Genomic DNA, 23974 nt, shown 5'->3' with positions numbered 1-23974 from the left:
CCGTATAGTGGCGACAATTTTTTTGCATCCAGGAATGAATGAATGATCAGTCTGATTGCCGCGCTAGCCGTGGATCGCGTGATTGGTATGGAGAACGCCATGCCGTGGAATTTACCGGCCGATCTCGCCTGGTTTAAGCGCAATACCTTAAACAAACCGGTGGTGATGGGGCGTCTGACGTGGGAATCCATCGGCCGTCCGTTACCGGGGCGCAAGAACATTGTGATCAGTAGCCAGCCGGGTACTGACGATCGTGTCGAATGGGTGAAATCCGTGGATGAAGCTATTGCTGCCTGCGGTGATGTGGAAGAGATCATGGTGATCGGCGGCGGGCGTGTTTACGAACAGTGTCTGCCGAAGGCGCAGCGCCTCTACCTGACGCACATTGATGCTGAAGTGGAAGGCGATACCCACTTCCCGGATTACGACCCGGACGACTGGGAATCGGTATTTAGCGAATTCCATGATGCTGATGCGCAGAACTCGCATAGCTACTGCTTTGAGATCCTCGAGCGCCGCTAAGATGTCCCCCGGCGGGTCGCCGCCGGGGAGTCCTTTAAGAGGCTATCGCCTCACCATCCCCTAAATCCATCTGGCGATTTGACGGTTGCGTGAAGTACATTTTGTCTTCCCAGCGCAGGCAGGTCAGTACGCCGCCCCAGCAGCAGCCGGTATCCAGCGCGTAAATCCCTTCCGGTGTGCCAGCGCCTTCCAGCGATGCCCAGTGGCCAAAGACGATGCTGTACTCCTGAGAAACCGGTCCCGGAATCGAGAACCACGGTTTAAGCGGTGCAGGAGCACGTTCGGGAATATCCTTGCAGTACATATCCAGCTGCCCGTTCGGGAAGCAATAACGCATACGTGTGAAGGCATTAGTGATAAAGCGCAGGCGGGCAAGCCCACTGAGTTCCGGCGTCCAGTGGTTTGGCAGATCGCCATACATTGCATCCAGGAATAGCGGATAGGAATCGCTGGAGAGCACCGCTTCGATATCGCGCGCGCAGTGTATCGCCGTCGGCAAATCCCACTGCGGGGTGATCCCGGCGTGCGCCATCACCAGCTTTTTCTCTTCGTCGATTTGCAGCAGCGGCTGACGACGCAGCCAGTTGATCAGTTCGTCGGCGTCGGGCGCTTCCAGCAATAAATTGAGCCGGTCTTTGGGTTTATTGCGGCTGATACCGGCAAAGACGGCCAGCAGATGCAGATCGTGATTGCCCAGTACGATACGTACGCTGTCGCCCAATGATTTTACGTAACGCAGTACATCCAGCGACCCCGGCCCACGGGCAACTAAATCGCCGGTAAGCCATAGGGTGTCTTGCTCTGGTGAAAATTCAACCTGTTTTAACAGCGCGATCAGTTCATCATAGCAACCATGAACGTCACCAATCAGATATGTAGCCATTGGATTAATGAATCAGTATTGGAACAGCGAGTCGGAAGACAGGGACGGCGATGCGAAACGCAGTGCCCTGCGCGTCGATCATTTCGTAGTGGCCCTGCATGGTGCCCATCGGCGTCTCAATAACCGCGCCGCTGGTGTATTGATATTCGCCGCCCGGCTCAATGTGCGGCTGTTCACCGACGACACCTTCGCCCTGTACTTCCGTTTCGCGGCCATTTCCATTGGTGATCAGCCAGTAGCGTTTCAACAACTGGACAGGGGTTCGCCCCAGGTTCCGGATGGTGATGGTGTAAGCAAACACATAACGTTCATCGTCGGGGGTTGACTGAGACTCAATGTAGACGCTTTGTACCTGAACACAAACTCGGGGCGAATTGATCATGAGTTAACTCTCCTTCGGCGGCGCATTTTCCGTCAGGTAGTTGGCTAACTGACAGTACTGCGCAACAGAGATATTTTCCGCGCGCATCGTCGGGTCGATCCCCAGCGATGCCAGCACCTCAACCGTAAACACATTGCCGAGGCTATTGCGGATGGTTTTACGACGCTGGTTAAAGGCTTCGGTGGTAATGCGGCTCAGCGTGCGAATCTCTTTGACCGGATGCGGCAACGTAGTATGCGGCACCAGACGAACCACGGCAGAATCCACCTTCGGCGGCGGCGCGAACGCTGTCGGCGGCACTTCCAGCACCGGAATAACCTGACAGTAGTACTGCGCCATCACGCTTAACCGACCATACGCCTTACTGTTTGGTCCTGCAACCAGACGATTTACCACCTCTTTCTGCAACATAAAGTGCATATCGGCAATGGCATCAGTATAGCTAAACAGATGGAACATCAATGGTGTGGAGATGTTATACGGCAGGTTGCCGAAAACACGCAGCGGCTGGCCGAGCGTCTGTGAAAGCTCGCCAAAATTCATGGTCATCGCATCTTGCTGATAAATTGTCAGTTTTGGCGCGAGGAACGGATGTGTTTGCAGGCGTGCAGCCAGATCGCGGTCAAGTTCGATAACTGTCAGCTTATCCAGACGTTCGCCAACCGGTTCGGTCAGTGCGCCAAGGCCTGGGCCGATTTCAACCATCGCCTGACCCTTTTGCGGGTTGATGGCCGATACGATGCTGTCGATCACGAACTGGTCGTGGAGAAAGTTTTGCCCGAAGCGTTTACGGGCTAAGTGGCCCTGATGGACTCGATTAGTCATTGAGTATTAACAATCATTTTGATGGCGAGGTTAAGCGCCGTAATAAAACTGCCGACATCTGCTGTTCCATGGCCCGCCAGTTCCAGCGCGGTGCCGTGGTCAACGGATGTGCGAATAAAAGGTAAACCGAGAGTGATATTCACGCCGCGGCCAAATCCCTGGTATTTTAGCACGGGCAGGCCCTGATCGTGGTACATCGCCAGTACGGCGTCGGCATTATCAAGGTATTTGGGCTGAAACAGCGTATCGGCAGGCAATGGACCGCTCAAATTCATACCGCTGGCCCGCATTTCTTCCAGCACAGGAATGATCGTCTCGATCTCTTCCGTCCCCATGTGCCCGCCTTCACCTGCGTGTGGATTCAGCCCGCAGACCAGAATGTGCGGATGGCGGATACCAAATTTCTGCTGTAAATCCCCGTGCAGAATGTGAATAACCTCGCGTAACAGTGTTGGCGTAATGGCCTGTGCTACGTCTTTGAGCGGCAAATGGGTGGTTGCCAGCGCAACGCGTAACTCTTCGGTGGCCAGCATCATCACCACTTTGGCGGCGTGCGAGCGCTCCTCGAAAAACTCTGTGTGCCCGGTAAACGGCGTACCCGCGTCGTTGATCACCCCTTTATGTACCGGGCCGGTTACCAGCGCAGCAAATTCACCGTTCAGGCAGCCGTCGCAGGCGCGGGCAAGGGTTTCCACAACATAAGGGCCATTAAGAGGGTTGAGTACGCCCGGCGTTACCGGCGCATGCAGAGCGAGGGGCAGCACGGTTAACGTACCGGCTTGCTGCGCAACCGCAGCAGTTGCGGGATCGTAATCCCGAAACTGCAACGGCAGACCGAGCAGGGCTGCCCGGTCGGCTAACAGCGTCGCGTCTGCACAGATAACCAGTTCAACCGGCCAGTCACGCTGGGCGAGCTGAACCACCAGATCCGGACCAATCCCGGCGGGCTCGCCGGGAGTGATAACGACACGCTGTGTTTTCATTTAGTTGCTCAGGATTTTCACGTAGGCGCTGGCGCGTTGTTCCTGCATCCAGGTCGCTGCTTCTTCAGAGAATTTGCGGTTCATCAGCATGCGATACGCTCTGTCTTTCTGCGCGGCGTCTGTTTTATCAACGTTACGCGAATCAAGCATTTCGATCAGGTGCCAGCCGAAGGAGGAGTGCACCGGGCCGCTCATCTGGCCGCGTTTCAGCTTCATCAGCGCATCGCGGAATGCCGGATCATAAATATCCGCTGCCGCCCAGCCCAGATCGCCGCCCTGGTTTGCAGAACCTGGATCCTGTGAGAACTCTTTCGCTGCATTAGCAAACGTGGTTTTACCGCTCTTAATATCCGCTGCGATCTCTTCCAGTTTCACGCGAGCCTGATCGTCGCTCATGATGGGTGACGGTTTCAGCAGGATGTGACGAGCGTGAACTTCCGTCACGGAGATGTTCTGAGACTGGCCGCGCAAATCGTTAACTTTCAGGATATGGAAACCGACGCCGGAACGAATCGGCCCGATAATGTCGCCTTTTTTCGCCGTGCTCAGCGCCTGAGCGAAGATGCTTGGCAGCTCCTGGATGCGTCCCCAACCCATCTGTCCGCCTTTCAGCGCTTGCTGATCGGCAGAGTAGGTGATCGCCAGCTTGCCGAAATCACTACCTTTACGCGCCTGATCGACAATGGAACGTGCCTGGTTTTCAGCTTCGTTAACCTGATCTGATGTCGGGTTTTCCGGCAGCGGGATCAGAATGTGGCTCAGGTTCAGTTCGGTGCTGGCATCGTTCTGGTTTCCCATCTGCTGCGCCAGGGCATCCACTTCCTGCGGCAGGACAGTCACACGACGGCGCACTTCACCGTTGCGCACTTCAGAGATGATCATCTCTTTGCGGATCTGGTTGCGATAGGTGTTGTAATTCACCCCATCGTAAGCCAGACGGCTGCGCAATTGATCCATAGACATATTGTTCTGTTTGGCAATGTCGGCGATGGCGGCATCAAGCTGCTCGTCCGTCACTTTGACACCCATTTTGGTGCCCATCTGCAGAATGATTTGATCCATGATCAGACGTTCAAGGATCTGATGGCGCAGCGTGGCGTCGTCCGGCAGTTGCTGACCCGCCTGGCCTGCATTGGCCTTTACGGACTGCATCATGCTATCAACGTCACTTTCAAGCACTACGCCGTTATTGACGACAGCAGCGACTTTATCAACAACCTGAGGCGCAGCAAAACTGGTATTCGCAACCATAGCGATACCGAGAAGCAGCGTTTTCCAGTTCTTCATACCTTTTCCATTTCAATTAACCGCAATGCGGATTACGTTGCAAATCAAACAGATCACATTGAACTACGGTACGGCAGAATGTTTGAACGCAGCATTTGTTGCGTACCCAAACCGTAGTTAGAACTCAGACCGCGCAGCTCAATGTTGAAACCGATGACGTTGTCATACTTGCTTTGGTCATTTTGCCAGCCGTTAATTTTCCGCTCATAGCCGACGCGGAGAGCATAACAGCAGGAGTTGTACTGCAAGCCAACCATCTGGTCAGCGGATTTGTGTGTATTGGTGTCGAAATAGTAAGCCCCGACGATCGACCAGCGGTCGGCAATCGGCCAGCTTCCGGCAGCGCCCACCTGCGAAATACCATCTTTATACTGCGCGGAAGTCGCGTAGCTTGGCAGCGTTGCCTGAATGTATTCCGGGCTGGCGTAACGGTAGCTCAGTTGCAGCATACGGTCTTCATCACGACGGTATTCCAGTGACGAGCTGCTGTTGGCGATGGCATTCAGACGCGTGTCGTACTGCACGCCACCGCGCAGACCCCAGCGATCTGAGATACGCCAGTAGGTATCACCCGCCCAAACCAACGACCCCGTTTTGTTGTCTTTCTCCCAGTTAATGTTGTCATCACCGGTGCGAGACTCGGTGAAATAGTAGATTTGACCAACAGAAACGTTAAAACGTTCAACTGCCGCATCATCATAAATGCGCGTTGTGACGCCGGTGGTAACCTGGTTTGCAGAGGCGATGCGGTCAAGCCCGCCGTAGGTGCGATCGCGGAACAGCCCACTGTAGTCGGATTGTAAGAGCGTTGAGTCGTAGTTGTTGATATGGCTCTGATCGCGATACGGCACATACAGGTATTGCGCGCGTGGCTCCAGCGTTTGGGTATAACCTTCCGCCCAGTTCATATCACGTTCAAACACCATCTTGCCGTCCATCTTAAATTGCGGCATGACGCGGTTGACTGTCTCTTTGTAATCCGTGTTATTACTTGCGTTGTAATCATCCAGATTGCTCTGCTGGTAGTGGGTCGCCAGCATTTTCACTTCGGTATTCAGGCTGCTCCAGTCGTTGGAGACGGGCAGACTTAACGTCGGCTCCAGATGAACACGCGTCGCTTCCGGATAGTTAGCGTTAGTATTGGTGAAATGAACCGCCTGGCCATACACGCTCAAGTCAAACGGCCCAAGGTCATTGTGATACCAGTTCACATCCAACTGGGGTTCAGCGGCATAGGAGTTACTGTTTTCGCGGTTAAATACCTGGAACTGTTTTGTCGATACCGTGGCGTTAAAGTTTTCCACTGCGTAACCCACGCTGAAGATCTGGGTCGCGTAACCATCGGTACTGGAACCATATTTTGATGTGAAGTCATTAAAATAGTAAGGATCGCTGACTTTGGTGTAGTTGGCATTAAAACGCCACACCTGATCCATTACGCCAGAGTGCTGCCAGTAGAATAACCAGCGGTGGCGGTTGCTCTCCGTCGGATACTCATCTTCGTAGACTTTGTCGGACGGCAGATAGTCAAATTCAACCAGGCCAGCCCCGGCCTGTGTCAGATAGCGGAATTCGTTTTGCCACTGAATATTGCCACGTTTATGGATGTAGTGCGGCGTGATGGTCGCATCCATATTTGGCGCAATGTTCCAGTAGTACGGCAGGTAAAACTCGAAGTAGTTACTGGTGCTGTACTTGGCATTCGGGATCAAGAAACCGGAACGGCGTTTGTCACCGATCGGCAACTGTAAGTACGGGCTATAGAACACCGGTACGGGGCCGAGTTTAAAGCGCGCGTTCCAGATCTCCGCGACCTGCTCCTGGCGATCCTGAATCACTTCGCTACCCACGACGCTCCAGGTATCAGAACCCGGCAAGCAGGAGGTAAAGGAGCCGTTATCCAGAATCGTATAGCGGTTTTGCCCGCGCTGTTTCATCAGGTCGGCGGTGCCACGCCCCTGGCGACCCACCATCTGGTAATCACCCTGCCAGACGTTGGTATCTTTGGTGTTCAGGTTTGACCAGGCTTTAGGACCTTTCAGGATGACCTGGTTATCGTCATAGTGCACATTACCCAGTGCATCCACTGTGCGTACCGGGTCTGTCTGACCTTCCGGCTGCTGCTGATGAAGCTGCACCTCATCGGCCTGTAAACGGCTATTCCCTTGATTAATATCGACATTGCCGGTAAAAACGGCATCGTCAGGGTAGTTGCCTTTTGCGTGATCGGCATTGATCGTCACCGGCAGGTTATTGGTATCACCCTGTACCAGCGGGCGATTGTAGCTGGGGACGCCAAGCATACACTGCGAGGCAAGATCGGCTGCCATTCCCTGCTGACTATAAAGGGCGGAGCCAATCATGGTGGCCAGGAGGGTGGGGATACGTTTTTTCATACGTTGTATTTGTTGTTCCGTCATCTGTGGCTTTACGCTGGCAAACGGTCTGAGACTAACTTACTCGCCTTTGCAACGCTAGTTTTAATCCTGCCCGCGTTCGAGCCAGGGAGAGAAGACTGCGCCTGTGCATGGCATAGAATGACGGGTATGATAAAGCAAATTTTAGCCGACGGCATGACGATTTGGGGAGTATATGCAGTATTGGGGAAAAGTGGTTGGTGTGGTCATCGCTCTTTTCATGGGCGGCGGCTTTTGGGGCGCGGTTCTGGGGCTGATTATCGGTCATATGTTTGATAAGGCGCGCAGCCGTAAAATGGCCTGGTTTGCTAACCAGCGTGAACGTCAGTCGCTCTTCTTCGCCACCACCTTTGAGGTGATGGGGCATCTGACCAAATCGAAAGGCCGTGTCACCGAAGCTGACATCCAGGTCGCCAGCCTTTTTATGGATCGCATGAATCTGCATGGCGAGTCGCGTATGGCGGCACAACGCGCGTTTCGCGACGGTAAAGCGGATAATTACCCGCTTCGCGACAAGATGCGGCAGTTCCGCAGCGTCTGTTTTGGCCGCTTCGATTTGATTCGGATGTTTCTGGAAATTCAAATCCAGGCTGCTTTTGCCGATGGCTCCCTGCACCCCAGTGAACGCGAAGTGTTGTATGTGATTGCTGAGGAGTTGGGCATCTCGCGCCTGCAATTCGATCAGTTCCTGCGCATGATGCAGGGCGGCGCGCAGTTTGGCGGCGGTTACCATTATCAGCAGCAGGCAGGTGGTAACGGCGGCGGCTGGCAGCAGGCGCAGCGTGGTCCGACGCTGGAAGATGCCTGTAATGTGCTGGGCGTGAAACCGACAGACGATGCGACAACCATCAAGCGCGCTTACCGTAAATTGATGGGCGAACACCATCCGGACAAACTGGTGGCAAAAGGTTTGCCGCCGGAGATGATGGAAATGGCAAAACAAAAAGCGCAGGAAATTCAGAAAGCTTACGAACTGATTCGCGAGCAGAAGGGTTTTCGCTAAGCGTAATACTCCCCCGGCGCGCGGTCGGGGGAGAGTATTAAAAATCTACCGGTGCTTTGAACGTCATGCTATTGCCGAATTCCGGATGAGTAATCGTCAGTGTTTCGGCATGCAACTGTAAACGCGGCGCCAGCGCCAGCGCTTGCGGCGGTGCATAAAAGCGATCGCCGAGAATCGGATGACCAATAGCCAGCATATGCACGCGCAGTTGATGCGAGCGACCCGTAATCGGCTTCAGCCGTACGCGGGCGTTGCCATCATCATCCAGCGACAACACTTCATACTCGGTCTGCGCCGCTTTGCCGGTTTCGTAACACACTTTCTGCTTCGGGCGATTCGGCCAGTCGCAAATCAGCGGTAAATCCACCAGCCCTTCCGCTTTCTCCGGGTGACCCCAGATGCGCGCCAGATACTGCTTTTTCGGCTCGCGCTCGCGGAACTGGCGCTTTAGTTCACGTTCGGCATTTTTGGTAAGAGCCACCACAATCACACCGCTGGTGGCCATATCCAGGCGATGCACGGATTCAGCCTGCGGAAAGTCGCGCTGAATACGTGTCATCACACTGTCTTTATGCTCATCAAGACGACCCGGAACCGACAACAAGCCGCTGGGCTTGTTGACGACCATAATGTGCTCATCCTGATAGAGAATAACCAGCCAGGGATCCTGCGGCGGATTGTAAGGCTCCATCACTATAAACGGCTCCGTTATTGATGCGTCACAACGATCAGACGCAGCGCGTCCAGTCGCCAGCTCGCCTGATCCAGGCTTTCCAGCACGTGCTGGCGATTACTTTCAATAGCGGCCACTTCATCGTCACGAATGTTAGGGTTAACCGCACGCAGCGCTTCCAGACGCGACAGTTCAGCAGAGAGTTTCTCGTCTGCTTCGCTGCGGGCGGCATCAATCAGCGCGCGCGCTGCGCTCTCAACCTGCATTTCTCCTTTTTGCAGAATGTTGTGTACATCCTGATGCACCGCATTCACCAGCTTACTGCCGGTATGGCGGTTCACGGCGCTGAGCTGACGGTTGAAACTTTCAAACTCAACCTGTCCGGCCAGGTTAGTGCCGTTTTTATCCACCAGCAGGCGGATCGGCGTCGGCGGCAGGAAGCGGTTAAGCTGCAGATGTTTCGGTGCCTGCGCTTCGACGACATAGATCAGCTCCAGCAACAGCGTACCGACCGGCAGCGCTTTGTTTTTCAGTAGCGAAATGGTACTGCTGCCGGTATCGCCGGAGAGGATCAGATCCAGACCGTTGCGGATCAGCGGATGTTCCCAGGTGATGAACTGCGCATCCTCGCGGGAGAGCGCGACATCGCGATCGAAAGTGATGGTACAGCCATCTTCCGGCAGGCCCGGGAAATCCGGCACCAGCATATGATCGGACGGCGTCAGAACGATCATGTTTTCGCCGCGATCGTCCTGGTTAATCCCCACGATATCAAACAGGTTCATGGCGAAGGTGATAAGCGCGGTGTCATCATCCTGCTCTGCAATGCTTTCTGCCAGGGCTTGCGCTTTTTCGCCGCCATTAGAGTGGATCTCCAGCAGACGGTCACGCCCTTGTTCCAGTTGCGTTTTCAGCGCGTCATGCTGCTCGCGGCAGGATTTGATCAGCTCTTCAAACCCGTCGGTGTTTTCCGGTGCGGCCAGATAGTTAATCAGCTCGCCGTGGACGCTGTCGTAAATCGTGCGACCGGTCGGGCAGGTATGTTCAAAGGCATCCAGCCCTTCGTGATACCAGCGAACCAGTACGGACTGCGCGGTTTTCTCCAGATACGGCACATGGATCTGAATATCATGCGCCTGACCGATACGATCCAGACGACCGATACGCTGCTCCAGCAGATCCGGGTTAAATGGCAGATCGAACATCACCAGATGGCTGGCGAACTGGAAGTTACGGCCTTCAGAGCCGATCTCCGAGCACAGCAGTACCTGCGCGCCGCTGTCTTCTTCGCCAAACCACGCGGCTGCACGGTCGCGTTCGATAATCGACATGCCTTCATGGAACACGGCCGCGCGAATGCCTTCGCGTTCACGCAGAACCTGTTCCAGTTGCAGCGCGGTTGCCGCTTTGGCGCAGATCACCAGGATTTTCCGGGAACGGTGGCTGGTCAGGTAGCCCATTAACCACTCTACGCGAGGGTCGAAGTTCCACCAGGTACCGCTATCGCCTTCGAATTCCTGATAAATCTGTTCCGGATAGAGCATGTCGCGGGCGCGTTCTTCCAGACTCTTACGCGCGCCCATAATGCCGGAAACTTTGATGGCGGTTTGATACTGGGTCGGCAGCGGCAATTTAACCGTGTGCAGTTCGCGTTTCGGAAAGCCTTTCACGCCGTTGCGGGTGTTACGGAACAGCACGCGGCTGGTGCCGTGTCTGTCCATCAGCATGGCGATCAGCTCCTGGCGCGCATCGGCTGCACCGTCGCGGTCGCTGTTGGCGGTTTGCAGCAGCGGTTCGATATCCTGCTCACCCACCAGATCGCTCAGCGTATTCAGATCATCATTGCTAAGCCGTTCGCCTGCCAGCAGTAGCGCTACTGCATCGGCGACAGGCCGATAGTTTTTCTGCTCTTCGACAAACTGGGCGAAGTCATGGAAACGGTTTGGATCAAGCAGGCGCAGACGGGCAAAGTGGCTCTCCATGCCCAGCTGTTCCGGCGTGGCGGTCAGCAGCAAAATGCCGGGTACGCGCTCGGCCAGCTGCTCGATGGCGAGATATTCACGGCTGGCTTCGTTTTCGCTCCACACCAGGTGATGCGCTTCGTCCACCACCAGCAGATCCCACTCCGCATCGCAAAGATGCTCAAGGCGCTGCTTGTTGCGGCGTACAAAATCGAGGGAGCAGATCACCAGTTGTTCGGTCTCAAACGGGTTATCTGCGTCGTGTTGCGCTTCCGCATAGCGTTCATCGTCGAACAGGGCGAAGCGCAGGTTGAAGCGACGCAGCATCTCCACCAGCCACTGGTGTTGCAGGGTTTCCGGCACCACAATCAGCACGCGTTCCGCTGCGCCAGAGAGCAGTTGTTGATGCAGGATCATCCCGGCTTCAATAGTTTTCCCGAGACCGACTTCATCGGCCAGCAGCACACGCGGCGCATAGCGGCGACCCACATCGTGAGCGATGTGCAACTGATGCGGGATCAGATTCGTGCGCTGGCCACGCAGGCCGCTCCACGGCATACGGTATTGCGCGCTTTGATAATTGCGGGCACGAAAACGCAGCGCAAAACGGTCCATACGGTCGATCTGCCCGGCAAACAGGCGATCCTGTGGTTTGCTGAATACCAGTTTGCTGTCGAGCAGCACTTCGCGCAGGATGACGTCGTTTTCCTGGGTATCCAGACGCGTTCCGGTGTAGGCAAGCAGTCCGTTTTCTTCTTTTACGTCTTCAATCGTTAACTGCCAGCCTTCATGGCTGGTAACCGTATCACCGGGGTTGAACATGACGCGGGTAACCGGGGAATCGCTACGGGCATACAGGCGATTTTCTCCAGTGGCAGGGAAAAGGAGCGTAACCGTGCGTGCATCGATGGCAACGACTGTACCAAGTCCGAGTTCGCTTTCCGTGTCGCTAATCCAGCGTTGACCAAGTGTAAAGGGCATAAATGAACTCTATATCTCAAATTGCAGGCAATAGCTCGTCGCCGCCTGAAGGGAGGCGGGGGCGAACAAAATTGGGACCAGAAAAAGGAAGGGCGCTATGGTACTGGATGACGTCACATTCGTATAGCCTGAAAAGTGCAGCTTTAATGCAAATGCGCCATTAAAACAGCCCCAGTTGCCCCGTAAGAAGTGTAGCAAAATCGTCGTCAATGAAAGGGAGAATTCCGTCGGCGACCGGCTGTAGCTGTTTACTGAGATAGTGATCGTAATCGAGCGGCGAGCGCTGATAATCCACTGGCTCAGGGCCGCTGGTGGTCCAGACGTATTTAATGGTGCCGCGATTCTGATATTGCGCCGGGCGGCCGCGTTTTACGTTCTCTTCATCGGCCAGGCGGGCAGCGCGCACATGCGGCGGCACATTACGCTCATACTCGCCCAGCGCGCGGCGCAGACGCTTACGGTAGACCAGTTGCTCATCCAGTTCGCCCGCCATCAGGCTGGCGATCGTCTCCCGTACGTAATCCTGATACGGTTCATTACGAAATACGCGCAGATAGAGCGTTTGTTGAAACTGCTGTGCCAGCGGCGTCCAGTCGGTACGCACCGTTTCCAGCCCCTTAAACACCATGCGCTGGTTGTCGCCTTCCTGAATCAGCCCGGCGTAGCGTTTTTTACTGCCCTGCTCAGTACCGCGAATGGTCGGCATCAGAAAACGGCAGAAATGGGTTTCAAACTCCAGCTCCAGCGCGCTCTCCAGCCCCTCATTTTGCAAATACGCGGCCCACCAGGCGTTGACGTGTTCCACCAGGGATTGACCGATGCGCGCTGCCGCTTCTTCGCTGTGCGCCTTCTTCAGCCAGACGAAGGTTGAATCGGTATCGCCGTAAATGACATCAAAACCCTGTTCTTCAATCAGCGCTTTGGTCTGGCGCATGATCTGATGGCCGCGCATGGTGATCGATGACGCCAGACGGGGATCGAAAAAGCGACACGCGCTGGTGCCGAGCACGCCGTAAAAGGCGTTCATGATGATCTTTAATGCCTGCGACAGCGGTTTATTTCCCTGTCGTTTGGCATCATCGCGCCCGTGCCAGATTTGGCCGACAATCTCCGGCAGGCAATGTTTCTCGCGGGAAAACCACGCACCAAGAAAGCCTTCGGTGCTGTGTGCGGGCTCCGGTCGTGCCATACCTTCCACCAGACCGACCGGATCGATAAGAAAGGTACGGATAATCGAGGGATAAAGACTTTTGTAATCCAGCACCAGCACCGAATCGTAAAGCCCTGGACGGGAATCCATCACATAGCCGCCAGGGCTTGCCTGCGGTGGCACCTCGCCGAGATTCGGCGCCACGAAACCTGCGCGGTGCATGCGCGGAAAATAGAGATGGCTGAATGCGGCGACCGACCCGCCGTGCCGGTCTACCGGCAAGCCGTTGACCGTGGCGCGCTCCAGCAGAAACGGCATGATCTCCGTTTTATGGAAGATGCGCGTCACCAGCTCGCAATCCTTCAGGTTATAGGTGGCGAGCGCCGGTTTATTTTCGGCGAACCGGCGGTCGATTTCGTCCATTCGATCCCACGGGTTGTCGATGGCTTTACCTTCGCCGAGTAGCTCCTGTGATACTGCTTCCAGCGAGAAAGAGGAGAAATTCCAGAAAGCGGACTTCAGCGCTTCGATGCCGTCGATAATCAGCCGACCAGTGGCCTGTGCGAAGAAGACGCCATTTTTAAAACCGTGCTCGCGCCACTCCAGCTCGCTGCCGTGCCGTCCAAGGGTGAGCGGCACGCGGTAACGCTCGGCGCTTTTTTGCAGTACGCGCAGATCGAACTGCACCACGTTCCAGCCGATGATGACATCCGGATCGTGCGTGGCGAACCAGGCGTTGAGTTTTTCCAGCAGTTGCGGGCGGTTGGCAACATATTCCAGATCGAAATCCAGCCCCTGCGCGCTGCCGTTTTCCGGCCCCAGCATATAGACCGTACGCTGTCCGCAGCCTTCCAGACCGATGCAGTAAAGCTCGCCGTGGCGGCTGGTTTCGATATCCAGCGACACCCATTTCAGCGGCGGGCGATAGTGGGGATTAGGTTTGAGACGCGCATTGATCAGCGCGTCGCCCTGCGGTTCGCCATCTACCCATACCGGCGCGGTGATAAAGCGCTCCATCAGAAAGCGCTCCGGCGGGCGAACATCGGCTTCGTAGAGCGTTACGCCGCCTTCGCGCAGCAGCTTTTCCAGGCGCATCAGCTGGCGATGAGCGCGGCAATAGAGACCGAATACAGGCTGGCGGTGGAAATCGCACAGTTCGAGCGGCGTGAGCCGCCACTGTTTTTCATTGCTTAACAGGCGACGGGCCATTTCTGCCTGCGCAGCGGGGATAAAGGCCACCGACTCCTGCGGCGGTAGCACAACGCGCAAGGGGCCGTTATCCGTCGCCAGCCAGAATTCCACCTCGGTGCCGCCAGGAGTATCCCGCCAGTGACGGGTTAATAAAAAGCCTTCTTGCGCCTGCGCCACAGCGTTCTCTCATAAAATAAAACCAGGCGATATTATAGCCTGGTTTATACAGGTATGCTGTGGTTTTATACAGTTATTGGCCGTAGTAAGCTTTGGCGCCGTGTTTGCGCAGGTAGTGTTTATCCAGCAGCGTTTGCTGCATGGCGGGCAGACGCGGGTCGAGCTGGCGACAGAAGATGCCCATATAAGCCACTTCTTCCAGCACAATCGCGTTATGCACTGCGTCATCGGCGTTTTTCCCCCAGGCGAAAGGCCCGTGAGAATGCACCAGCACGCCGGGCATTTGGGCGGGATCAATACCCTGTTTTTCAAAGGTTTCGACAATCACATTACCGGTTTCCCACTCGTATTCTCCGTTGATTTCCTCATCGGTCATCTTACGTGTGCAGGGGATCTCGCCGTAAAAATAGTCCGCATGCGTGGTACCGGTTGCCGGAATCGGCTGACCAGCCTGTGCCCAGATGGTGGCATGGCGGGAATGGGTATGCACGATGCCGCCAATGCCAGGAAAAGCCTGGTACAACAAGCGGTGCGTTGGGGTGTCCGAGGAGGGTTTTTTGTTGCCTTCCACCACTTCACCGGTCGTGATATTGACGACCACCATATCGTCGGCGGTCATCACACTGTAATCGACGCCAGAAGGTTTGATCACCAGCACGCCGCGCGCGCGATCAACTGCGCTGACATTACCCCAGGTCAGCGTCACCAGATTGTGTTTCGGCAGCGCGAGGTTAGCTTCCAGCACCTGACGTTTAAGATCTTCGAGCATTTCTTTCTCCTGCTATTGCCGGATGGCACTAGCGTTTACCCGACCAGGGATAACCGCAGGCCCGGTAAACGAAGTGCCACCGGGCGCGGGCATCTGGCGTTAGCGTTTTGAACCGTAATAGACTTCGTTCCAGCGCAGCGCATCTTTAAACGCAGGCAGGCGGGTATCGTTGTCGATAACCGTCAGCTCGATGTCATGCAGCTCGCTGAACTGGCGCATATCGTCCAGCGTCAGGGCATGGCTAAAGACGGTGTGGTGCGCGCCGCCCGCCAGGATCCAGGCTTCGGAAGCGGTTGGCAGATCCGGCTGCGCTTTCCACAGCGCGTTCGCCACCGGCAGTTTCGGCAGATCGTGCGGGGTTTTGACCGCATCGACGCAGTTCACCAGCAGGCGGAAGCGATCGCCCAGATCGATCAGGCTGGCATTGATCGCCGGTCCTGTTTTGGTCGAGAAGATCAGACGTGCCGGATCGGCTTTACCGCCGATACCCAGGTACTGCACATCCAGCGTCGGTTTCTCATCAAGGGCGATAGACGGGCACACTTCCAGCATATGAGAACCCAGCACCAGGTCGTTGCCTTTCTCAAAGTGGTAGGTGTAATCCTCCATAAAGGAGGTGCCGCCGCTTAAACCGCCGGACATCACTTTCATGATGCGCAGCAGCGCGGCGGTCTTCCAGTCGCCTTCACCGGCAAAGCCGTAGCCCTGCTGCATCAGACGCTGCACCGCCAGACCCGGCAGTTGTTTCAGACCGTGAAGATCTTCGAAGGTGGTGGTAAAAGCATGGAAACCACCCTCTTCAAGGAAGCGTTTCATCCCCAGTTCGATGCGCGCGGCATCCAGCACGTTCTGGCGTTTGTCGCCGTGAACCTGCGCCGCAGGTGTCAGGCGGTAGCTGCTTTCATACTCATCCACCAGCGCGTTGACATCACCATCGCTAACCGCGTTCACCACCTGCACCAGATCGCCAACGCCCCAGGTATTCACCGAGAAGCCAAATTTGATCTGTGCAGCGACTTTATCGCCGTCCGTCACCGCCACTTCGCGCATGTTGTCGCCAAAGCGCACCACTTTCAGATGGCGGGTATCCTGTTTGGAAACCGCCTGACGCATCCACGCGCCAATGCGCGCATGGGCATGGCGATCCTGCCAGTGGCCGGTGACCACGCTGTGCTGCAGGCGCATGCGCGCGCCGATAAAACCGAACTCGCGGCCGCCGTGCGCGGTCTGGTTCAGGTTCATAAAGTCCATATCGATGCTGTCCCACGGCAGGGACGCGTTGAATTGAGTGTGGAATTGCAGCAGCGGTTTATTGAGGATGGTCAGGCCGTTAATCCACATTTTGGCTGGAGAGAAGGTGTGCAGCCACACCACCATCCCGGCGCACTTGTCATCGTAGTTGGCGTCGCGGCAGATTGCGGTGATCTCATCTGGCGAGGTTCCCAGCGGCTTCAGCACCAGCTTACAGGGCAGTTTCGCTTCTGCATTAAGGGCGTTGACCACCTGATCGGCATGCTTTGTCACCTGCTTCAGGGCTTCCGGGCCGTACAGGTGCTGGCTGCCAATAACGAACCATACTTCATAATTGTCGAAAATAGTCATGATCTTGTCCTTAATGAGTTAACGCGGCCTGCGAGGTTGTCGCGGCGGAAGGGAGATAGTGCTGTTCGGCGCTTTTTGCCCACTGTTGGTAGCGGCGGTAGAGCCGTTCAAACTGTGGTGCCTGCGCCGAAGGCTGTAGGGTTTTCTCGATGGCGCTGGCCATCGAGCGCTGTGCTGCCGGGATATCCGCATGAACCTCTGCCGCTACGGCGGCGAAAATCGCGGCACCCAGCGCGCAGCACTGTTCAGAGGCCACGACCTGTAATGGGCGGTTAAGTACGTCGCAGCAGGCCTGCATCACGCCGAGGTTTTTACGGGCAATACCGCCGAGCGCCATCACGTTATCCACGGCGATACCTTGTTCGGTGAAGCACTCCATAATGGCGCGCGCGCCAAAGGCGGTGGCGGCGATCAGGCCGCCGAACAGCGCGGGCGCATCGGTCGCCAGATTGAGATCGGTGATCACCCCTTTCAGACGCTGGTTGGCGTTGGGTGTGCGACGGCCGTTAAACCAGTCGAGCACGACCGGCAGATGTTCGAGTGACGGGTTTTTAACCCAGGCATCAGTCAGGGCTGGCAGCAACTGTTTCTGCTGCGCTTTGATTTGTGCTTTCAGTTCCGGATGCTGCTGCGCCAGTTGTTCCAGCGGCCAGCCGAGGACGCGACCAAACCAGGCATAGATATCGCCAAAGGCGGATTGCCCGGCTTCAAGGCCGATAAAATCGGGCACGACGCTGCCATCCACCTGACCGCAAATCCCTTTCACCGCGCGAGTGCCAACGCTCTGCTTATCGGCAATCAGGATGTCGCAGGTCGAGGTGCCAATCACTTTCACCAGCGTGTTGGGCTGTGCGCCCGCGCCGACGGCACCCATATGGCAGTCGAATGCGCCGCCGGAAATCACCACCGATTCGGAAAGCCCCAGACGCTGAGCCCATTCCGCGGTTAGCGTGCCAACCGGCAGGTCTGCGGTGTACGTGTCGGTAAACAGCGGCCAGCGCAGGTGTTTATTGATAATCGGATCCAGCTCGTCAAAGAACGCCGCCGGAGGCAGGCCGCCCCAGCTTTCATGCCACAACGATTTGTGCCCGGCGCTGCAACGTCCGCGACGAATCGCTTCCGGACGCGTCGTGCCGGAGAGCAGGGCTGGCACCCAGTCGCACAGCTCAATCCAGGAAACGGCCGCCTGAGCAACGGCGCTGTCGGCGCGGGTGACATGCAGGATTTTGGCCCAGAACCATTCGCTGGAATAAATGCCGCCAATGTAGCGCGAGTAGTCAGTTTTACCGGCGCTATGGCACAACAGGGTGATGGCTTCTGCCTCTTCGACGGCGGTGTGATCTTTCCACAACACAAACATGGCGTTCGGGTTGTCGGCGAACTCCGGGCGTAACGCCAGCACGCGTCCTTCCGCGTCTATCGGCGCTGGCGTCGAGCCGGTACTGTCCACACCGATGCCTTTAATCGATGCGCGCTGTTCGACGCTGAGTTCAGCCAGCACGCTTTTTAGTGCGGCTTCCATCGACTCGATGTAGTCGCGCGGGTGGTGGCGAAACTGATTGTTTGGCGCATCGCAATAACGCCCCTCCTGCCAGCGCGGATACCACTCAACGCTGGTGGCGATCTCCGCCCCGGATGTGCAGTCTACCGCCAGCGCACGTACTGAATCGCTGCCGAAATCGAGGCCAATTGTGATTGCCATGTATGTTGCTCCATGAAAAATAACCGTTAGGAAAACCATAGTGAGCGGCGCTTAAAACCGTCAGGCAGGATTCGCTAATCTTATGGATAAAAATGCTATGGCAATGCAAAGTGTGACGCCGTGCAAAAATTCGATGTGGACATTTCTGCCACCTTTATAGACACTTTCGTTATCCCTTTTCAGCCCATTTCAGGGCGAAAAAAAGGCGTAATTGCTTTCGTCTGGCGGGATTAATCCGTAACAGTGTGCTGTGCCTCAGGGCGGCGGGCTGCCGCAGGATGAGGGTTTTATCAATATGGACAATTGGTTTCCTTACCGGGTATGGGAGTATTGCGTTTATGGCTGAATCACAAAACGATCCACTGCTGCCTGGGTACTCGTTTAACGCGCATCTGGTTGCGGGTTTAACGCCGATTGATTCGGAAGGCTATCTCGACTTTTTCATCGATCGTCCGCTGGGGATGAAGGGCTATATCCTCAACCTGACGGTGAAGGGAGAAGGGGTGGTCAAAAACGGCGGTAAGCAGTTTATCTGCCGTCCTGGCGATATTTTGCTGTTTCCACCGGGGGAAATTCACCACTACGGTCGTCATCCCGATGCGTCGGAGTGGTATCACCAGTGGGTTTACTTCCGACCGCGCGCCTACTGGCACGAGTGGCTTAACTGGCCGACGTTGTTTTCCCAGACAGGATTTTACCGTCCTGATGACGGCAATATGCAATGTTTTCGCGATCTTTTCGCGCAAATTATCGATGCCGGGCAAAGTGGCGGGCGTTACGCTGAACTGCTGGCAATCAACCTGCTGGAGCAGCTATTGCTGCGGCGCATGGAGGCGATCAACGAATCGTTGCATCCACCGCTGGATAACCGCGTGCGCGACGCTTGCCAGTACATCAGCGATCACCTGGCAGACAACCATTTTGATATCGCCAGCGTAGCGCAACATGTCTGTCTTTCACCGTCGCGGCTGTCGCACCTTTTTCGTCAGCAACTGGGCGTGAGTGTCCTGAGCTGGCGCGAGGATCAGCGCATCAGCCAGGCAAAATTGCTGCTTAGCACCACGCGAATGCCGATAGCCAGCGTTGGGCGCAATGTTGGCTTTGACGATCAGCTTTATTTTTCCCGGGTATTTAAGAAATGCACTGGCGCCAGCCCCAGCGAATTCCGCGCGGGGTGCGAATAAAACGTAAAGTTTGGCAATAAAGGGTTCGGCAATACGACATAACCTGTAAAACTTTCAGATAATTGAAAGGTTGACGTTCACGGAGTCGCTCCGGAGAATCCAGCCTTCATGCTGAACAGGATGGGTTATGGAAGCACTGCTGGATCATTTTATTACGCAATCGGCAATATACTCGCTGACGGCCATTGCGCTGGTGGCATTTTTTGAGTCGCTGGCGCTGGTCGGGTTGATTCTGCCCGGTACGGTGATGATGGCCGGACTGGGCGCGCTGATTGGCAGCGGCGAAGTTAATTTCTGGCAGGCGTGGCTGGCGGGCATTATTGGCTGCCTGCTGGGCGACTGGATCTCGTTCTGGTTGGGCTGGCGCTTCAAAGCGCCGCTGCACCACTGGTCCTTTATGAGAAAGAACAAAGCGCTGCTGGATAAGACCGAGCACGCGCTGCATCAACACAGCATGTTTACCATTCTGGTTGGGCGTTTTGTCGGGCCAACCCGTCCGCTGGTGCCGATGGTCGCAGGTATGCTCGATCTGCCGGTACGTAAATTCCTGCCGCCGAATATTATTGGCTGCCTGTTCTGGCCGCCGTTCTATTTCCTGCCTGGTATTCTGGCTGGTGCGGCGATTGATATTCCTGCCGATATGCAAAGCGGCAACTTCAAATGGTTGCTGCTGCTGACCGCCGTGCTGTTGTGGCTGGCGTGCTGGCTGTGCTGGCGTCTGTGGCGTTCCGGCAAGGCGGGCGTGGATAAGTTAACCCGTTACCTGCCGCGGCAGCGTTTGCTGTTGCTGGCACCGGGAATGCTGGTGGCGGGCGTCGCGGCTGCGGTGACGTTGATTAATCACCCGTTGATGCCAGTGTATCTCTCGATTCTGGGGAAAGTGATCCGCGGTCACTGACCGCGAATACCCAGTAGCCCAGAGGCCGATGATTTGCCGCTCAGCAGGTCATCCGTTTTCCCGTCCCAGGCAATGCGCCCATCGGCAACCACCAGCGAGCGTTCAGCGATGCGAGCTGCATCTTCAACGCTGTGCGAAACCATCAACAATGTCAGTTGCTGGCGGCGGCACACCTCCTGCACCAGCAATAACATCTCCTGGCGCAGCGCCGGATCGAGCGCGGAGAATGGCTCATCCAGCAGTAGCACCGGCTGCTCACGCACCAGGCAGCGGGCGAGGGCGACACGCTGGCGCTGGCCGCCGGACAACTGTTCCGGCAGGCGATCCAGTAATTCTTCCAGCCCCATGGTTTCGGCGATCTGGCGCAGCGTTTGCTGCTGTTCGCTGTTTAACTTCAGTCCCGGATTAAGCCCCAGCCCAATGTTCTGCCGCACCGTGAGATGCGTGAACAGATTGTTCTCCTGAAACAACATGGATACCGGGCGCTGCGACGGCGGCGTATGGGTATGATCGTTGCCTGCAATGGTTATTGTGCCGCTCGCCGGGGTAAGAAAACCGGCAATCAGATTCAGCAAGGTGCTTTTCCCCGCGCCGCTCGGCCCGAGAATGGCTATCTGCTCGCCCGCTTTCACCGTCAGGGTGAAACGCATCGGCAGATGCTGATAAAGCCAGGTGACATCAATCAGTCTTAGCATGGCGGCCCGGAAGTTTTTCAATCACAGTGAATAAGATAAAGCAGAGCAGCAGCAGGATCAGTGCCGTTACCGCACCGTCCTGGCTGCGATAGGAACCAATTTGCTGATAAAGATAAAACGGTAGCGTGCGGAAGTCGTCATTACCAAACAGCGCCACCACACCGAAATCGCCAATCGACAATACGCAGGCGAATGCCAGCGCCTGCGCCAGCGGGCGTTGCAGCGCGCGCAGCTCCACCACCCGAAGACGGCGGAAACCCTGCATTCCGAGCGACTGGCACAGCATACTGTAGCGGGCGGTAATGTCGCGCATCGGGTTTTCCAGCACTTTTAATGCGTAAGGGATGGCCATCAGCGCATTGGTGAAAATCACGATGCCGTCGGCGGAAGCGGGCAACCCGATACTGTTATTGAGCAGCAGGAAGAAGCCGGTTGCCAGCACAATCCCCGGCATCGCAAGGATCAACATACCGCTCAGCTCCAGCGCCTGGCCAGCCATTGTCTGCTGGCGGGCGCGCAGCTCGCGGCTGCTCCACAGCAGCATCATCGTCAACACGACACACAGCAACCCGGCGGCCAGCGCGATGCGCAGCGATGTGGCTGTTGCCTGCCAGAGAACCGGTTCGCCCAGCACTTTCAGCAGACTCATATTGAGACCATCAACAATCACCGCCAGCAGCGGCGGCAGTAGTAACAGCAGTGCCAGTACAATCAGGGCGATATCTGTTATTCGGCTGAATAAGCGATCTTCCGGATTGCGCCAGCCCTGGATCTGGTGGTTGCCGACAGCAATGGCTTTACTCATGCGCTGGCTTAACAGCACCAGGCCAAGGCAGCAAATCATCTGCATCAGCGCCAGCAGTGCGGCGCGGGCCGGATCAAAATCAAAACTCAGCGCCTGATAGATCGCCAGCTCAATGGTGGTGGCCTGCGGTCCGCCGCCCAGCGACAGCACCGTGGCGAAGCTGGCGAAACAGAGCATAAAGATCAGCGCTGCGGTTGGTGGAATCTGGCGGCGCAGCCACGGCCATTCAACAAAGCGGAAAAACGCCCAGCCGCGCATGCCTAATTGCGCGGCAAGCTGGCGCTGCTCGCCGGGGATCTGCTCCAGTGCTTGTAGCAGCAAACGCGCTGCCATCGGCAGGTTGAAGAACACATGCGCCAGCAAGATGCCTTGCAGGCCATAGGGCGAGAAATGCCACTCCAGCCCGAAAATATGCCACAGCGAGGCCAGCCAGCCCTGGCGGCCATACACGCTGAGAATGCCGAATACTGCCACCAGCACTGGCAGAATCAGCGTCATGGCGCACAGACGCAGCAGCGCAAGGCGGCCTGGGAAACGCCGTCGGTACAGGGCGCGAGCGAGGAAAATCGCCGGAAAAACGGAGAGCAGGGCAGAGAGAAAGGCCTGCCAGAAGGAGAAACGCACCACATGCCACAGATAGCTGTCGTGCCAGAAGGCCGACAGATCGGTCAGCGGTGCGTTTTGCCACAGCGCCAGAAAAGCGGCCAGCGCCACCGCCACCATCAGCGTGGCGGCGGTGAGGCCAGGGAGCAGCCAGCCGGCAATCAGCGGCTGACGGCGCGTTGCCATGCATTAATCCATGATGCGCGTTGAGTCGCGACTTCTTGCGGCGTGAATTCAAGCGAGGTTTGCGGTTTTTGCAGCATATCAAACCCTGCCGGTAGCGGTACGTTGCTGACCGGGTACATCCAGTTGCCGGTGGCGATGGTGTTCTGGAAGGCCGGAGACACCATAAATTTCAAAAATTTTTCCGCCAGCTCCGGCTGCTTGCTGGCGGCAGTGCGGGCGGCAACTTCGACCTGCAAGTAGTGCCCTTCGCTGAAATTCGCCGCTGCGTAGTTGTCTTTTTTCTCTTCAATCAGATGGTAGGCGGGCGAGGTGGTGTAACTCAGCACCAGATCGCTTTCCCCTTTCAGGAACAAGCCGTAGGCTTCGCTCCAGCCTTTGGTGACAGTCACCGTTTTGGCTGCCAGCTTCTGCCAGGCGTCCGGGGCTTTGTCGCCGTACACTTTTTGCATCCACAGCAGCAGACCAAGGCCCGGCGTACTGGTACGGGGATCTTCGTAGATCACGCGCCATTTCTGATCGCTTTCCACCAGTTCTTTCAGGCTTTTCGGCGGATTTTTCAGTTTGTTTTTATCGTAAACGAAGGCGAACCAGCCGTAGTCGAACGGCACAAAGGTGTCGTTTTTCCAGCCGCCAGGCACGTTGACGGCATCCGTCACCACGCCGCTTTTGGCGAACAGTTTGGTTTGCGTTGCCGCTTCCAGCAGATTGTTATCCAGCCCAAGCACCACATCCGCTTTGCTGTTTTTGCCTTCCATACGCAGACGATTGAGCAGCGAGACGCCATCTTCCAGCGCCACAAATTTCAGTTCGCAGTTGCAGTCGCTTTCAAAGGCTTTCTTCACTGCCGGGCCGGGGCCCCAGTCTGCGGAGAAGGAGTCATAGGTGTAGACGGTGAGTACGGGTTTGGCAAAAACGGGAGCGGCAATCAACAGCAGTAATGGCAATGATTTTTTTAACACTTTGCACCTCAAAAAATGGGTGGCAAAGGATTTTGAGAGGCAGCCTCAAATCCCTTCGCCGGCGTTATCCGGATCAGGTTCGACGGGTATTTTCTCAGCACACGCCATTGGCGCAGCACCCCGTTGAGAACGCCGC

19 protein-coding genes and 1 riboswitch are annotated in these 23974 nt (G+C 56.2%); of the genes, 4 read left to right on the top strand and 15 right to left on the bottom strand.

Features of this window, described 5'->3' with window-relative positions:
- Positions 1 to 42: 42 nt before the first annotated feature.
- Positions 43 to 522 carry a type 3 dihydrofolate reductase gene (gene folA, locus CWM66_RS15850; RefSeq protein ID WP_007373107.1) on the top strand — a complete coding sequence of 160 codons (480 nt, stop codon included), beginning with the start codon at positions 43 to 45 and terminating at the stop codon, positions 520 to 522.
- Positions 523 to 556: 34 nt separating this feature from the next.
- On the opposite strand, the gene apaH is transcribed toward folA, so the two are convergent.
- Genes apaH through lptD form a run of 6 tightly spaced genes read right to left on the bottom strand, consistent with a single transcriptional unit; the run spans position 557 to position 7278 of the window.
- A complete protein-coding gene (apaH, locus tag CWM66_RS15845; protein WP_007373108.1) occupies positions 557 to 1405 on the bottom strand; it encodes a bis(5'-nucleosyl)-tetraphosphatase (symmetrical) ApaH in 849 nt (282 codons plus the stop codon).
- Between the two features lie 4 nt (positions 1406 to 1409).
- Positions 1410 to 1787 (bottom strand): Co2+/Mg2+ efflux protein ApaG, encoded by a 378-nt coding sequence (apaG, locus tag CWM66_RS15840; RefSeq protein WP_035886540.1) that lies wholly within the window; start codon positions 1785 to 1787, stop codon positions 1410 to 1412.
- A gap of 3 nt (positions 1788 to 1790) precedes the next feature.
- Positions 1791 to 2612, bottom strand: a complete 822-nt coding sequence (gene rsmA / locus CWM66_RS15835; RefSeq protein ID WP_035886538.1) for a 16S rRNA (adenine(1518)-N(6)/adenine(1519)-N(6))-dimethyltransferase RsmA — start codon at positions 2610 to 2612, stop codon at positions 1791 to 1793.
- Complete coding sequence (gene pdxA, locus CWM66_RS15830; protein WP_107146884.1) at positions 2609 to 3595, bottom strand: 4-hydroxythreonine-4-phosphate dehydrogenase PdxA; 987 nt, start codon at positions 3593 to 3595, stop codon at positions 2609 to 2611. Before pdxA ends, rsmA begins: the two co-directional genes overlap by 4 nt.
- Positions 3596 to 4882 carry a peptidylprolyl isomerase SurA gene (gene surA, locus CWM66_RS15825; protein ID WP_007373112.1) on the bottom strand — a complete coding sequence of 429 codons (1287 nt, stop codon included), beginning with the start codon at positions 4880 to 4882 and terminating at the stop codon, positions 3596 to 3598. It abuts the gene before it with no gap.
- Between the two features lie 53 nt (positions 4883 to 4935).
- Entirely contained in the window at positions 4936 to 7278 is a 2343-nt protein-coding gene (gene lptD, locus CWM66_RS15820; RefSeq protein ID WP_071920202.1) for an LPS assembly protein LptD, read from the bottom strand.
- A 196-nt stretch (positions 7279 to 7474) separates the two neighbouring features.
- On the opposite strand from lptD, the gene djlA reads away from it, so the two are divergent.
- On the top strand, positions 7475 to 8302 hold the full coding sequence (gene djlA, locus CWM66_RS15815) for a co-chaperone DjlA (protein WP_007373114.1): 828 nt from the start codon (positions 7475 to 7477) through the stop codon (positions 8300 to 8302).
- A 37-nt stretch (positions 8303 to 8339) separates the two neighbouring features.
- On the opposite strand, the gene rluA is transcribed toward djlA, so the two are convergent.
- From rluA to araB, 6 genes are all read right to left on the bottom strand, one after another.
- A complete protein-coding gene (rluA, locus tag CWM66_RS15810; protein ID WP_035886536.1) occupies positions 8340 to 8999 on the bottom strand; it encodes a bifunctional tRNA pseudouridine(32) synthase/23S rRNA pseudouridine(746) synthase RluA in 660 nt (219 codons plus the stop codon).
- 11 nt (positions 9000 to 9010) lie between these two features.
- Positions 9011 to 11917 carry an RNA polymerase-associated protein RapA gene (gene rapA, locus CWM66_RS15805; RefSeq protein ID WP_107146883.1) on the bottom strand — a complete coding sequence of 969 codons (2907 nt, stop codon included), beginning with the start codon at positions 11915 to 11917 and terminating at the stop codon, positions 9011 to 9013.
- Between the two features lie 160 nt (positions 11918 to 12077).
- Positions 12078 to 14435, bottom strand: a complete 2358-nt coding sequence (gene polB, locus CWM66_RS15800) for a DNA polymerase II (protein ID WP_107146882.1) — start codon at positions 14433 to 14435, stop codon at positions 12078 to 12080.
- A 73-nt stretch (positions 14436 to 14508) separates the two neighbouring features.
- Positions 14509 to 15204: an L-ribulose-5-phosphate 4-epimerase gene (gene araD / locus CWM66_RS15795; protein WP_064568449.1), complete on the bottom strand. Its 696-nt coding sequence runs from the start codon at positions 15202 to 15204 to the stop codon at positions 14509 to 14511.
- A gap of 99 nt (positions 15205 to 15303) precedes the next feature.
- Entirely contained in the window at positions 15304 to 16806 is a 1503-nt protein-coding gene (araA, locus tag CWM66_RS15790; RefSeq protein ID WP_007373119.1) for an L-arabinose isomerase, read from the bottom strand.
- 10 nt (positions 16807 to 16816) lie between these two features.
- Complete coding sequence (gene araB / locus CWM66_RS15785) at positions 16817 to 18508, bottom strand: ribulokinase (RefSeq protein WP_007373120.1); 1692 nt, start codon at positions 18506 to 18508, stop codon at positions 16817 to 16819.
- Between the two features lie 338 nt (positions 18509 to 18846).
- Between araB and araC the strand changes: the two genes are divergently transcribed.
- Positions 18847 to 19692 carry an arabinose operon transcriptional regulator AraC gene (gene araC, locus CWM66_RS15780; RefSeq protein ID WP_007373122.1) on the top strand — a complete coding sequence of 282 codons (846 nt, stop codon included), beginning with the start codon at positions 18847 to 18849 and terminating at the stop codon, positions 19690 to 19692.
- Positions 19693 to 19819: 127 nt separating this feature from the next.
- Entirely contained in the window at positions 19820 to 20590 is a 771-nt protein-coding gene (locus tag CWM66_RS15775; RefSeq protein ID WP_107146881.1) for a DedA family protein, read from the top strand.
- Here the strand turns inward: CWM66_RS15775 and thiQ are convergent.
- The 3 genes from thiQ to thiB are packed head-to-tail and all read right to left on the bottom strand — an operon-like array spanning position 20584 to position 23838.
- The gene (gene thiQ / locus CWM66_RS15770) at positions 20584 to 21285 is read right to left on the bottom strand and encodes a thiamine ABC transporter ATP-binding protein ThiQ (protein ID WP_007373124.1); all 702 of its coding nucleotides are present in this window, start codon (positions 21283 to 21285) and stop codon (positions 20584 to 20586) included. The two genes, CWM66_RS15775 and thiQ, sit on opposite strands and share 7 nt — an antisense overlap.
- A complete protein-coding gene (gene thiP, locus CWM66_RS15765) occupies positions 21269 to 22879 on the bottom strand; it encodes a thiamine/thiamine pyrophosphate ABC transporter permease ThiP (RefSeq protein WP_107146880.1) in 1611 nt (536 codons plus the stop codon). Before thiP ends, thiQ begins: the two co-directional genes overlap by 17 nt.
- Positions 22855 to 23838 (bottom strand): thiamine ABC transporter substrate binding subunit, encoded by a 984-nt coding sequence (gene thiB / locus CWM66_RS15760; RefSeq protein ID WP_035886531.1) that lies wholly within the window; start codon positions 23836 to 23838, stop codon positions 22855 to 22857. Before thiB ends, thiP begins: the two co-directional genes overlap by 25 nt.
- A gap of 32 nt (positions 23839 to 23870) precedes the next feature.
- Positions 23871 to 23971: riboswitch (TPP riboswitch) on the bottom strand.
- Positions 23972 to 23974 lie beyond the last annotated feature (3 nt).

It is taken from the genome of Kosakonia sp. H7A (assembly GCF_003028445.1).
In the GTDB taxonomy this organism is placed as follows: domain Bacteria; phylum Pseudomonadota; class Gammaproteobacteria; order Enterobacterales; family Enterobacteriaceae; genus Kosakonia; species Kosakonia radicincitans.
This window is presented reverse-complemented; position numbering and strand designations above follow the sequence as displayed.